12 protein-coding genes are annotated in these 12,318 nt (G+C 75.2%); 6 read left to right on the forward strand and 6 right to left on the reverse strand.

Features of this window, described 5'->3' with window-relative positions:
* Window positions 1–153: 153 nt before the first annotated feature.
* Both ACF073_RS12535 and ACF073_RS12540 read right to left on the reverse strand, forming a co-directional pair.
* A complete protein-coding gene (locus ACF073_RS12535; RefSeq protein ID WP_392069088.1) occupies window positions 154–1,059 on the reverse strand; it encodes a zf-HC2 domain-containing protein in 906 nt (301 codons plus the stop codon).
* Entirely contained in the window at window positions 1,056–1,664 is a 609-nt protein-coding gene (locus ACF073_RS12540) for an RNA polymerase sigma factor (RefSeq protein ID WP_392069091.1), read from the reverse strand. The genes ACF073_RS12535 and ACF073_RS12540 overlap by 4 nt, the downstream gene beginning before the upstream one ends.
* Before the next feature lie 168 nt (window positions 1,665–1,832).
* Here ACF073_RS12540 and ACF073_RS12545 point away from each other — a divergent pair, with 168 nt between their 5' ends.
* The 3 genes from ACF073_RS12545 (at window position 1,833) to ACF073_RS12555 (ending at window position 4,571) form a co-directional block, all read left to right on the forward strand.
* Window positions 1,833–2,078, forward strand: a complete 246-nt coding sequence (locus ACF073_RS12545; protein WP_392069093.1) for a hypothetical protein — start codon at window positions 1,833–1,835, stop codon at window positions 2,076–2,078.
* Entirely contained in the window at window positions 2,079–4,184 is a 2,106-nt protein-coding gene (gene malQ, locus ACF073_RS12550; protein ID WP_392069095.1) for a 4-alpha-glucanotransferase, read from the forward strand. It abuts the gene before it with no gap.
* A gap of 99 nt (window positions 4,185–4,283) precedes the next feature.
* Window positions 4,284–4,571 carry a hypothetical protein gene (locus ACF073_RS12555; RefSeq protein WP_392069096.1) on the forward strand — a complete coding sequence of 96 codons (288 nt, stop codon included), beginning with the start codon at window positions 4,284–4,286 and terminating at the stop codon, window positions 4,569–4,571.
* A 155-nt stretch (window positions 4,572–4,726) separates the two neighbouring features.
* Here the strand turns inward: ACF073_RS12555 and ACF073_RS12560 are convergent, their stop codons facing one another.
* Together ACF073_RS12560 and ACF073_RS12565 are read right to left on the reverse strand one after the other, a co-directional pair.
* Complete coding sequence (locus tag ACF073_RS12560; RefSeq protein WP_392069098.1) at window positions 4,727–5,320, reverse strand: TetR family transcriptional regulator; 594 nt, start codon at window positions 5,318–5,320, stop codon at window positions 4,727–4,729.
* 149 nt (window positions 5,321–5,469) lie between these two features.
* Window positions 5,470–5,970 carry a MarR family winged helix-turn-helix transcriptional regulator gene (locus ACF073_RS12565; protein WP_392069100.1) on the reverse strand — a complete coding sequence of 167 codons (501 nt, stop codon included), beginning with the start codon at window positions 5,968–5,970 and terminating at the stop codon, window positions 5,470–5,472.
* A gap of 209 nt (window positions 5,971–6,179) precedes the next feature.
* Here ACF073_RS12565 and ACF073_RS12570 point away from each other — a divergent pair, with 209 nt between their 5' ends.
* Entirely contained in the window at window positions 6,180–7,133 is a 954-nt protein-coding gene (locus ACF073_RS12570; RefSeq protein ID WP_392069102.1) for an EamA family transporter, read from the forward strand.
* A 28-nt stretch (window positions 7,134–7,161) separates the two neighbouring features.
* Window positions 7,162–8,076 (forward strand): DMT family transporter, encoded by a 915-nt coding sequence (locus ACF073_RS12575; RefSeq protein ID WP_392069104.1) that lies wholly within the window; start codon window positions 7,162–7,164, stop codon window positions 8,074–8,076.
* A 15-nt stretch (window positions 8,077–8,091) separates the two neighbouring features.
* Here the strand turns inward: ACF073_RS12575 and ACF073_RS12580 are convergent, their stop codons facing one another.
* Window positions 8,092–8,544, reverse strand: a complete 453-nt coding sequence (locus ACF073_RS12580; protein ID WP_392069106.1) for a DUF5707 domain-containing protein — start codon at window positions 8,542–8,544, stop codon at window positions 8,092–8,094.
* Between the two features lie 168 nt (window positions 8,545–8,712).
* On the opposite strand from ACF073_RS12580, the gene ACF073_RS12585 reads away from it, so the two are divergent.
* Window positions 8,713–9,627 carry a LysR family transcriptional regulator gene (locus tag ACF073_RS12585; protein WP_392069108.1) on the forward strand — a complete coding sequence of 305 codons (915 nt, stop codon included), beginning with the start codon at window positions 8,713–8,715 and terminating at the stop codon, window positions 9,625–9,627.
* Between the two features lie 82 nt (window positions 9,628–9,709).
* Here ACF073_RS12585 and pepN read toward each other — a convergent pair whose 3' ends face one another.
* Window positions 9,710–12,280, reverse strand: coding sequence for an aminopeptidase N (gene pepN, locus ACF073_RS12590; RefSeq protein ID WP_392069110.1), 2,571 nt, complete (start codon window positions 12,278–12,280; stop codon window positions 9,710–9,712).
* Window positions 12,281–12,318: the final 38 nt, after the last annotated feature.

Below are 12,318 nucleotides of genomic sequence, written 5' to 3' on the forward strand. Positions count from 1 at the left end.
CAGGAGAGGGCGCGGGACGCCACGACGGCGGGCGGTCCCGTGATTCGGTCAGAAACGATCACAAAATGACGGTCAGGAGCGACGGTCAGGAGAAGGACGGTCAGGAGCAGCGGGAGGCGGGAGGGGCGGGCCGCGGAGCCCCGCCGCGCCCTGTCACGGGCGCAGCGGGCGGTCGTACACCGGCCGGCGCGCGGTCAGCAGGACGGCGCTCAGGACGGCCGCCGCCGCCCACGCGCCCTGCGCGGCCGTGCCGTCGAGGCAGCGGGAGAGCTGCCCGGCCAGCCGTGCGCCCGCCGTACCGCCCGGCGCGACGGCCGCCGGTGACAGCACGGCGAGCAGCCAGCCGCCCCCCGTCAGCCCGGCCGCCGCCCGGCAGCCCACGAAGGAGGCGAGGGCCAGCGAGGCCAGCGCCAGCGCGAGCCCGGGCAGCAGCCAGGCGGCGGCGGCCGGGGCGCCCGAGGCGGGCAGCAGCAGCCCGGTGAGGGTCAGCAGCGGCAGGCTCACCGCGAGCACCGCGACCGTACGGATGAGCGCGAGCCGCAGCCCGCCGCCCGGTGTGGCCGCGGTGACCTCGTACAGCGGGTCCGCGTGCGGGCCGTACGACAGGGCGACCCCGGCGACCGGCAGCACGGGGGCGACGGCCAGCAGCAGCGCCCGCACGTCCGGGAAACCCGCCCCGTACGACAGCGCGGGCGCGGCGGCGGCCACCCCCAGCACGGCCGGCAGCCAGGCTCCGCGCACGGCGGGCCCCGCGGCCCACAGCAGCCGGGCGAGCCGGGAGAGCCCGGGGCGCGCGGGCCGGGTCGGTGCGGGCGCGAGCGGCTCGCGGGCCGCCGCGACCGCCTCCGGCGCCGCTGCCAGCACCGCAGCGCGCACCTGCGCCAGCACCGGTCCCGCCGCCGTACCGCGCACCGCGGCCGACACCCGGGACGCGCAGTCCGCGCAGCCCTCCACGTGCTTCTCCAGGGACCAGGCGTCCGGCTCCGGCAGGACGCCCCCGGCATAGCGGGCGGCCAGCTCGTCGGAGGCGTGCCAGGGCCTTCTGTCGCGGCGCGTCATGCCGTACCTCCCAGCGGGGACGGGTGCAACTGGTCGAGCGCCTCGCGCAGCTCCGCGCGGGCGCGGCGGGCCCGGGACTTGACCGTGCCCTCCGGGATGCCGAGCAGCCGGGCCGCCTCACGGGTGCTGAGCCCGTCGACGACCGTCGCCCGCAGCACCTCGCGCAGCTCGGGGGAGATCCGGTCGAGCGCGGTGCCGACATCGCCGTACTCCAGCCCGGCCAGCACCCGGTCCTCGGCGGAGGGCGCGGCGGCGCTCTCGTACCGCCCCCGCGCCTCCGGCTCCGGCAGCGGTCCCGCGACCCGCGCGGTCCGCTCCTGGGCCCGCCGGGCGTCGACCAGCCGGCGCGCGGCGATCGTCCACAGCCAGCCGCCGGCCTCCTGCCCGCGGTGCCCGGCCGCCGACCGCCACACCGTGACGAACGTGTCCTGCAGCACCTCCCGCACCAGCTCGGGGTCGGCGCACCGCCGGGCCAGCCGCGCGTGCAGCCATCCGGCGTGCCGGTCGTACAGGGCGGTCATGGCCGCGGCATCGCCCTGCGCCACGGCCCGCAGCAGGGCCGCGTCCGCACCGGCCCCGTCGTCCGTCTCCCGCTGGCCCCCCATGGGGCGGAACAGTCTCACACCCCCTCTATCGACGGCCGGGGCGGAACCGGATCACAGCGGCGCGGGTTCCGGTGCGCGTGGTCGCGGGCTCACGGGGTAGGCCTGCCCGTACACCGACCCAAGCCGCAGCGTCCGGCACAGCGTCCGGCACAACGACAAGGAGGCCCCGTGGCCGCACCGGCTCGTCTTCCGATCCCGGCCCAGTGGAAACCCGTGGCGGAACCGTCCGCCGAGACCGACCAGGCGCCCCGGTGCGTCTTCGGCGCGGAGCGCGCGTGCACGCAGGCACCGCTGACCAGCGAGCCGCCGCTGCCCGACGCCGAGCCGCTGACCAGCGAGCCCCCACTGGCCGAGGCCGCCCCGCTGACCAGCGAGTCCGACCCGGTCCCTGACTTCTACGCGCCGGGGCTGTAGATGGCAGCGGCGCCCGAGGCGCAGCCGTCGGAGGACCTCGCCCGGCTCGCCGGGCTGCACGGGGTCGCCACCTCCTACCGCCCGGCACCGGACCGTACCGTCCATGTCCCCGCCGCCGCCGTGACCTCCGCCCTGGCCGCCCTCGGCGTCGACGCGAGCGGCCCCGACGCCGTACGCGCCGCCCTCGCCGCCCGGGAGCGCGAGCTGCGCGAGCGGCTGCTGCCGCCCACGGTCGTCCACTGGGCCGGCGCCCGCCCGCCCGCCGCCCTCACCGCCCTGCCCGCCGGCACCCGGCTGCGCGTCGAGACGGAGGAGGGCGAGGAGGGGGAGTTCCCGGCCCATGGCGAGGGCCCGGCGGACCGGGGGATCGCCGGGCTGCCGCTCGGTGTCCACCGGCTGACCGCCGCCGCCCCCGACGGACGCACCGGCGAGGCGTTCCTCGTCGTCGCCCCGGACCGGCTGCCCGCCCCGCCCGGCCGCTCCTCGGGCCTCCTCGTCCAGCTGTACTCCCTGCTCTCCCACCGCTCCTGGGGCATGGGCGACCTCGGCGACCTGGCCGAGCTGGCCGGCTGGGCCGGACGCACGGCGGGCGCCGGGTTCGTCCAGGTCAACCCGCTGCACGCGGCGGTACCCGGCGCCCCCACCGACCCCTCCCCCTACCGCCCCTCCTCCCGCCGCTTCCCCGACCCCGTGCACCTGCGCGTCGAGGACATCCCCGAGTTCGCCTACGCCGAGGACCGCGAGCGGCTGACCGCGCTGCTGGGGCGGGCCGCACGACTGCGCTCCGCCGTCCTCGACAAGGGCGCCCTCATCGACCGGGACGCGGTGTGGGAGCTGAAACGGGAGGCACTGGAGACGGTCCTGGCGGTCCCCCTCGGCCCCGGCAGGCAGGCCGCCTACGACGCCTTCCGCGCCGCCCACGGCCAGGCCCTCGACGACCACGCCACCTGGTACGCCCTCGCCGAACTCCACGGCTCCGACTGGCACCGCTGGCCGGACGGCCTGAGCGATCCCCGCTCGGCCGCCACCGCCCGCGCCCGCACCGAACTCGCCGGCCGCATCGCCTTCCACACCCGTCTCGCCTGGCTCACCGACGGCCAGCTCCGGGCCGCCCAGCGCGCCGCCCGCGAGGCCGGCATGGCCGTCGGGATCGTGCACGACCTCGCCGTCGGCGTGCATCCCTCGGGCGCCGACGCCTGGGCGCAGCAGGACGTGTTCGCCGCCGGCATGTCCGTCGGCGCCCCACCGGACGCCTTCAACGCCCGCGGCCAGGACTGGGGCCTGCCGCCCTGGCGCCCCGACCGCCTCGCCGCCTGCGGCCACGCCCCCTACCGCGACCTCCTGCGCGCCCTCTTCCGCTACGCGGGCGCCCTGCGCATCGACCACGTCATGGGCCTGTTCCGGCTCTGGTGGGTCCCCCAGGGCAGCCCGCCCACCGACGGCACCTACGTCCGCTACGACGCCGACGCCATGCTCGCCCTCCTCGCCCTGGAGGCCGCCCGCGCCGGGGCCGTCGTGATCGGCGAGGACCTCGGCACCGTCGAGCCCGGTGTGCGCGAGGCGCTCCAGCGGCGCGGCGTGCTCGGCACCTCCGTGCTCTGGTTCGAGCGGGACTGGGAGGGCGACGGCCACCCGCTGCCGCCCGAGCGCTGGCGGGCCGACTGCCTGGCCACCGCCACCACCCACGATCTGCCGCCCACCGCCGCCCGGCTCACCGGCGACCACGTCGACCTGCGCGACCGGCTGGGCCTGCTCACCCGTTCGGCCCCGGAGGAACGCGCCGAGGCCACCGCCGACATCGCCGAGTGGCTCGCCCTGCTGGGCAGCCTCGGGCTGCTGGACCGTCCGGCGGCCGGACCGCCCGGGTCCGACGAGGAGGAGGAGATCCGCGCCGTCCACCGCTTCCTGCTGCGCACCCCCGCCCGGCTGATCGGCGTCTGGCTCCCGGACGGCGTCGGCGACCGGCGCCCGCAGAACCTGCCGGGCACCTGGGACCAGTACCCGAACTGGCGCCTGCCGATCGCGGACGGCGAGGGCAGGCCGGTGCCGCTGGAGGAGCTGGTGGCCTCGCCCCGGCTGCGGGCACTGCTGGAGGTTCTGCGCTGAGCGCGCGCCGCGCGCCGGGGGCGGGGGTGCGGGGGTGTCCGCACCCCGTACGGGCACCCCGGGCGCGCGGCCTTCCGGGCCGTTCGCTAACTTGGCACCGTGGACAAGAAGAACGCCCTGCGCGCCGGCGCCCTGGCTGCCGGTACGACGCTGATGATGCTGCTCATGTCGTCCCCCGCGCTCGCGCTGACCCGCGACGACGGCGACGACCCCGGCAAGGGCCTGAGCGTCATCGAGACGCTGGGCCTGTACGTCTTTCTCCCGGTGGTGCTGTTCCTGGTGGTCGCCGGCCTGGTCATGGTGCTGGACAAGTCCAAGATCCGGGTCGTGAAGAACACCCCCTCGTCCCGCGCGGGCGCCAAGTCCGGCGCGCAGGCCAAGGCCTGACCCTACGTCGGTCCAGTCGCCGGGGGCGCCGGTCCTCCCGTCGGTACGCGCGCATGCCGTACCCGGGGTGAGACCGGCGCCCCCGGCGTTCTTCGTGCGCCCGGCCGTCGCTCCGGTCCCGTGTGCCCGGCCGTCGTCGAGGGGCCCGGCCGGCGTCAGGGAGCGGGCGCGGTCAGATAGCGCTGCACCGTCGGGCCCAGCCACGCCACCACTTCCTCGCGGGCGAGCGCCTGGGCCGGCGCGAACCGCAGCACATAGCGGGTGAGCGCCACCCCGAGCAGCTGGGACGCGCACAGCGCCGCCCGCGCGGGGGCCTGCTCGGGGTCGGGGCACACCTGACGGGCCACCGGCAGCATCTGGTCGCGGAAGATGGCCCGCAGCCGCTCCGTCCCGGCCTCGTTGGTGACCCCGACCCGCAGGACGGCCGTCAGTTCCTCGCTCTCCTCCCACAGGTGGAGGAAGTGGTCCACCAGCGCGCGGCCCACCTCCTCGCGCGGGACCCGGGCCAGCTCCGGCAGCCGCAGGTCGAGCGCGACGGCCGCGTCGAACAGCCCCTCCTTGCTGCCGAAGTACCGCATCACCATCGACGGGTCGATCCGCGCGTCCCTGGCGACGGCCCGGATGGTGGCCCGCTCGTAGCCGTCGGCGGCGAAGCGCTCGCGGGCGGCGGCGAGGATCGCGGTGCGCGTGGCGTCGGACCGGCGGGGCGGGGGCGCGGGGGGCTGGTTCTGCTGCGTGGTCGCCGTCATGCCGACAAACGTAGGTCAACTTGCGTAGGCCGACTTGCGTGCGTCAACAGGTGTGGGTCAACGGATGTAGGTCAACAGGCGTGGGTCAACACTCGTAGGCCAACGGTCGTCGAGGCCCGGGCCGGCCCGGACGGCAGGCGCCCCCGGGGTTACTCCTGCTCCGTCCCCGCGAGCAACTCGCGCAGCAGGCCCGCCAGTTGGCCGGCCTGCTCGTCGCCGAGGGAGGACAGGGCCTCCGTCTGGACGGCGAGGCCCGCGCCGACCGCCTCGTCGATGACGCCGAACCCCTTCTCGGTCAGGGTCACCTGCAGGCCGCGGCGGTCGTGCGGATCGGGGGAGCGGCGCAGCAGGCCCGCGCGCTCCAGCTTGTCGAGGCGGCCGGTCATGCCGCCGGTGGTGAGCATCAGCGTCGCCGAGAGCTGGCGCGGGGAGAGGGTGTACGGCTCGCCGGACCGGCGCAGGGCCGACAGGACGTCGAACTCGCCGCGCGAGATGCCGTAGGCGGCGTAGGCCCTCTCCATGCGGTCGCCCATGGCTCGTGAGAGGCGGTGGATCCGCCCGAAGACCTCCATGGCCTTCGTGTCGAGGTCGGGCCGTTCGGCCGCCCACTGACTGATGATCGCGTCGACCGGGTCTTTGCGCTGCTGCATGCGCAGAGTATCCGCCCGGTTCCGGTCGCCCGCAAGAAAGTAGCTTGACCACAAGTAGCTTACGACTAAGATACTTCCCATCGAGCCTATTTGGGGGAGGGTGTCGTGAGAGGCACGGAGAAGAGCCGCGTGAGACAGGACGCCGAGCGGGTCCGCGGGGAGTGGGCCCTGCCCGTCGCCGCCGCCACCCGCACCGAAGGGACCCGGTCATGAAACGGTCCGCGACCGTCCTGCTCACCGCCCTCGCCCCCGTCTCCTGGGGCACCACCTACGCGGTCACCACCGAGTTCCTGCCGCCGGACCGCCCCCTGTTCACGGCCCTGACGCGGGCCCTGCCCGCCGGTCTGCTGCTGCTCGCCCTCACCCGGGTGCTGCCGCGCGGCGCCTGGTGGGCCAAGGCGGCCGTGCTCGGGGCGCTGAACATCGGCGCCTTCTTCCCGCTGCTGTTCGTCGCGGCGTACCGGCTGCCCGGCGGGATGGCCGCGGTCGTCGGCTCGGTGGGACCGCTGATCGTCGTCGGGCTCTCGGCGCTGCTGCTCGGACAGCGGCCGGCTCCGCGCACGCTGGTCACCGGCCTGGTGGCCGCGCTCGGTGTCAGCCTCGTCGTACTGAAGGGAGCCGGCGCGCTCGACCTGGCCGGCGTCCTCGCGGCCCTCGCCTCCACCGCCTCCATGGCCGCCGGCACCGTGCTGACCAAGCGCTGGGGCCGCCCCGCCGGCGTCGGCCCGCTGGCCCTCACCGGCTGGCAGCTCACCGCGGGCGGCCTGCTCATAGCCCCGGTCGCGCTCCTGGCCGAGGGCGCCCCGCCCGCCCTGGACGGCCCCGCCGTCGGCGGATACCTCTACCTCGCCCTGGCCAACACCGCCGTCGCCTACTGGCTCTGGTTCCGCGGGATCGGCCGGCTCACCGCCACCCAGGCCGGCTTCCTCGGCCCGCTGTCCCCGCTGACCGCGGCGGTCGTCGGCTGGGCGGCGCTCGGGCAGGCGCTCACCCCGGTGCAGGTGGCGGGCATGACGCTGGCGTTCGGCGCGACACTGGCCGGCCAGCTGGGCACCGGCCGGGCCGCGGACGGCAAGACCCCCAAGGCCCCATCGTTCAGTTCCACTGAACAGACCGGTCGAAAAGATTCGATGGACCTGACAGGTCAGGCGTTGCCACGGTAGGGGCACACCGCCCACCGAAAGGAACTCCGTGGCCACGGCCCCGCACCTGACAGCCGCCCCGACAGCCCGCCCCCGGAAGGCCGCCGCCCCCGCACTCGGCCTCGGCCTCGCCGCCCTCGCCACGGTCGTCTGGTCCGGGAGCTTCGTCACCTCGCGGGCGCTGCACGACAGCGTCCCACCCGTGCAGCACGCCTTCTGGCGCTGGGTGATCGCGCTCGTCGCCGTCGCGCCCCTGGGTGCCCGGCCGGCCTGGCGGCAGCGGCGGCTGATCCGGCGGCACGGCCGCTACGTCCTGCTGGCCTCCCTGCTCGGTGTCGCCGTCTACAACACCCTGGTGAACCAGGCCGGGCTCACCACCCCCGCCGCCACCATGGGCATGATCATGGCCGCGGCGCCGGTGCTGATGGCGGTGTTCGAACGGCTGGGCGGCGTACGGCTCGGGGCGCGGCGCACCGCCGGGCTGCTCATGGCCTGCGCGGGCGTGCTGCTGCTGGTCGGCGGCGGGGCCGGCCCGGGGGCGGGCGGCCTGTGGATGATCGCGGCGTGCTGCAGCTTCGCCGGGTACAGCGCCCTGCTGCGCCGCAGGCCCGTCGAGATCGGCGGTACGGCCTTCCTGTTCACCACGTTCCTGGTCGGCACGCTGCTCCTGCTGCCCGTGCAGGCGGTGAGCCTCGCCGTCCAGGGCGGCTTCCGCCCGGCCCCGTCGACGGTCCTGCCCCTCCTCTACGTCGGCGTGGCCTCGTCGGCGGTGGCCTTCTTCGCCTGGAACAAGGCGATCGCGCTGGTCGGCGCCGTCCGCGCGGGCATCGTGTACTACCTCCAGCCGGTGTGCGCGGCCCTGCTGTCCTGGGCGGTGCTGGGCGAACGGACCGGATGGCCGCAACTGCTGTGCATGGCGCTGATCCTGACCGGGGTCGTCCTGGGCGCGGGCTCGCGCCGCTGACGAGCGAAGGCGGCCTCAGCGGACGGTGAAGCCGGCCGCCTCGGTGTCCAGGGTGCTGGTGCCGTCCTGCGCGGTGGCGAGCACGGCGACGCGCCAGGCACCGCGCGGGGACGACGCGGCGTCGGCGCCCGTCACGCGGACCGTGCAGGCCCAGCGCACGGTGCCCTTGCCGGCGCTCTCGCAGGCGGCCGGCTCCACCGCGGCCATCTCCGCGGCGGTCGGCTCCTTCCCGGCGAGGGAGGAGTCCGCCGGCCAGGCGAGCACCTTCAGGCTCCTGACGCCGGAGGAGGCCGTGACCTCGGTGCTGAAGGCGAGCGAACCGTCCCGGCCGCCGCCGGGAGCGGTGTAGCGGGCGGTGCTGTGCGCCAGGGCGGGGGGCTGGCTGCCGGCGTAGGCGACGGCGAAGGCTCCGGCGCCGCCGAGGACGACGACACCGGCGGCCAGGGACAGGGCGATACGTCGGGACATGGCGGGTTCTCCGTAACGGGGTCAGCGGGTCGCAGCCGGCGCGCTCGGCCGCGCCGTTGCGTCGATACTCGCCTCCCGGGCACGCCCCGGCCCTGAGCACGGATACTCAACTCGGCCTGGGTGCGCGCACCCGGCCCGGCCGCCCCTTCCGCCGGGTAACGTGCCCGCATGGCCGAGTGGGACCTGAGGAAGCTGCGGATCCTGCGCACCCTGCGCGAGCGGGGCACCGTCACCGCGACCGCCGAGGCCCTGCACATGACCCCGTCCGCCGTCTCCCAGCAGCTCACCAACCTCGCCGCCCAGCTCGGCGTGAAGCTGCTGGAGGCCCAGGGCCGCCGGGTCCGGCTCACCGACGCGGCCCGGCTGGTGCTGGCCCGGACGGAGGCGGTGTTCGAGCAGCTGGAGCGGGCGGACGCGGCGCTCGCGGCGTACGCGCGGGGCGAGGCGGGCGAGGTGCGGGTCGGGGCCTTCTCGACGGCGGTACCCGCCCTCGTCGTACCCGCCGTACGCGAACTGGGGGCCACGCACCCCGAAGTGACCGTCCGCGTCCGGGAGGCCGAGGCGGCCGCGGCCTACGACCTGCTGGCCGCCGGCGAGGTCGACCTCGCCGTCTCCCTCGCCGCCGAGGCGCCCAGCGCGGCCGACCCCCGCTTCACCCATGTCCCGCTGCTCACCGACCCCCTGGACGTGGCCCTGCCCCCCGGCCACCCCCTGGCCGGCGCCGCCGCCGTGACCCTCACCGACCTCGCCGCCGAATCCTGGATCTTCGGCGGCAGCGGCCCCTGGTCCGACATCACCCGCCGCGCCTGCGAGACGGCCGGCTTCAGCCCCCACCAGGGCCACTCGGCCGCCGGCTGGACCGCGATCCTGGCCATGGTGGAGGCCGGGATGGGCGTCGCCCTGGTCCCCCGGATGGCCGCGGCCCGCCGGGAGGGCGTGGTGATGCGCGAACTGGGCACGGACCGGCCGGTACGGCACGTGGTGGCGGCGGTCCGCAGGGGCGCGGAGGGGGGAGCGGCGGTCGGCAGGGTCCTGAAGGCCCTCGCGGACGCCGCCGGACCACCGGCGATCCCACGGGCGTGAACCCGTATCGCGGGCCGCGCCCCGTCAGGGAGGCGGAAGGGCGCCCGGCAGGTGCCGGGCGCCCTTCTCCTGGTGCGGGGGGCTACGCGGAAGCGTCCGCCGCCTGGGCCCGCAGGGCCCGCTCGACGCCCGCGCGGGACTCCGAGACCAGGCGGCGCAGGGACGCGTTCGGGCCGGCCGAGGACAGCCAGGTGTCCGTCCTGGCCAGCGTCTCCGGGGAGACCTGGACGGTCGGGTACAGGCCGGTGGCGATCTGCTGGGCGATCTCGTGCGAACGCGACTCCCAGACGTCCTTGACCACCTCGAAGTACTTGTCCGCGTACGGCGCGAGCAGCTCGCGCTGGTCGGTCTGCACGAAGCCGGCGATCACGGCCTCCTGCACGGCGTTGGGCAGCTTGTCCGACTCGATGACCGAGGACCAGGCCTCCGCCTTCGCCTCCGGCGTCGGGCGGGAGGCGCGGGCGGTGGCCGCGTGCCGCTCGCCGGCCGCCGTCCTGTCCCGCTCGTACTCGCCCGCGATCTCCGTCTCGTCGAACCGGCCGACGGCCGCGAGCCGCTCCACGAACGCCCAGCGCAGCTCGGTGTCGACGGCCAGGCCCTCGACGGTCTGCGTGCCGTCGAGCAGGGCGTCCAGCAGGTCGAGCTGCTCCGGGGTGCGCGCGGTCGCCGCGAACGCCCGGGCCCAGGCCAGCTGGTGGTCGCTGCCCGCCTCGGCCGTCCGCAGATGGGCCAGCGTGGCCTCCGTCCAGCGGGTCAGCAGGGCCTCGCGGGCCGCCGGGTCGGCGTACAGGTCGATGGCCAGCTTCACCTGGCGCTGCAGGGACTGCACGACGCCGATGTCGGACTCCTTGCCGATACCGGACAGCACCAGCGAGAGGTAGTCGCGGGTCGCCAGCTCGGCGTCACGGGTCATGTCCCAGGCCGACGCCCAGCACAGCGCGCGCGGCAGGGACTCGGCGAAGTCGCCCAGGTGCTCGGTGACGAACGCCAGCGACTGCTCGTCCAGGCGGACCTTGGCGTACGACAGGTCGTCGTCGTTGAGCAGGATCACCGCCGGGCGCCGCTTGCCGGACAGCTGCGGCACGGCCGTCAGCTCGCCGTCGACGTCCAGCTCGATCCGCTCGGTGCGCACCAGCTTGCCGGTGGCCGCGTCGAGGTCGTACAGGCCGATGGCGATGCGGTGGGGGCGCAGGGTCGGCTCGCCCTTCGCGCCGGCCGGCAGCGCCGGGGCCTCCTGGCGGACGGCGAAGGAGGTGATCGTGCCGCCCGCGTCGGCGGCGATCTCCGGGCGCAGCACGTTGATGCCGGCCGTCTCCAGCCACTTCCGCGACCAGGTCTTCAGATCACGGCCGGAGGTCTCCTCCAGCGCGCCCAGCAGGTCGGAGAGGCGGGTGTTGCCGAACGCGTGCCGCTTGAAGTAGGCCTGCACGCCCTGGAAGAACTCGTCCTCGCCGACGTACGCCACGAGCTGCTTGAGCACGCTCGCGCCCTTGGCGTACGTGATGCCGTCGAAGTTGACGAGCACATCGTCCAGGTCGCGGATGTCCGCCATGATCGGGTGGGTGGACGGCAGCTGGTCCTGCCGGTACGCCCAGGTCTTCATGGAGTTGGCGAACGTGGTCCACGAGTGCGGCCAGCGCGAGCCGGGCGCGGCGGCCTGGCAGGCGATGGAGGTGTAGGTGGCGAACGACTCGTTCAGCCACAGGTCGTTCCACCACTCCATGGTGACCAGGTCGCCGAACCACATGTGCGCCAGCTCGTGCAGGATGGTCTCGGCCCGGACCTCGTACGCCGCGTCGGTCACCTTGGACCGGAAGACGTACTGGTCGCGGATGGTCACCGCGCCCGCGTTCTCCATGGCGCCCGCGTTGAACTCGGGCACGAAGAGCTGGTCGTACTTCGCGAACGGGTAGGCGTAGTCGAACTTCTCCTGGAACCAGTCGAAGCCCTGCCGGGTGACCTCGAAGATCGCGTCCGAGTCGAGGAACTCGGCCAGCGAGGGCCGGCAGTAGATGCCGAGCGGCACGGACTGCCCGTCCTTCTCGTACACGCTGTGCACCGAGTGGTACGGGCCGACGATCAGCGCCGTGATGTACGTCGAGATCCGCGGGGTCGGCTCGAAGGACCAGACGTTGTCCTTCGGCTCCGGCGTCGGCGAGTTGGAGATCACCGTCCAGCCCTCGGGGGCCGTCACGGTGAACTGGAAGGTCGCCTTCAGGTCCGGCTGCTCGAACGAGGCGAAGACGCGGCGGGCGTCCGGGACCTCGAACTGGGTGTACAGGTACGCCTGCTCGTCCACCGGGTCGACGAAGCGGTGCAGGCCCTCGCCGGTGTTGGTGTAGGCGCAGTCCGCGACGACCCGCAGGACGTTGCGGCCCGCGAGCAGACCGGGCAGGGCGATCCGCGAGTCCTGGAAGACCTCGGCGGGGTCCAGCGTCTCGCCGTTGAGGACCACCTCGTGGACGGCCGGGGCCACCAGGTCGATGAAGGACTCGGCGCCGCCGCGGGCGGCGTCGAAGCGCACCGTGGTCACGGACCGGTAGGTGCCGCCCTCCTGCGCGCCGGAGAGGTCGAGATCGATCTCGTACGAGTCAACGGTGAGCAGCTCGGCCCGCTGCTGCGCCTCTTCGCGAGTCAGGTTTGTGCCAGGCACGCGGTCATCTCCTCGATATGTGTCGGTTGCGTCATCCT

The organism is Streptomyces sp. NPDC015171 (assembly GCF_043079545.1).
Taxonomy (GTDB): Bacteria; Actinomycetota; Actinomycetes; order Streptomycetales; family Streptomycetaceae; genus Streptomyces.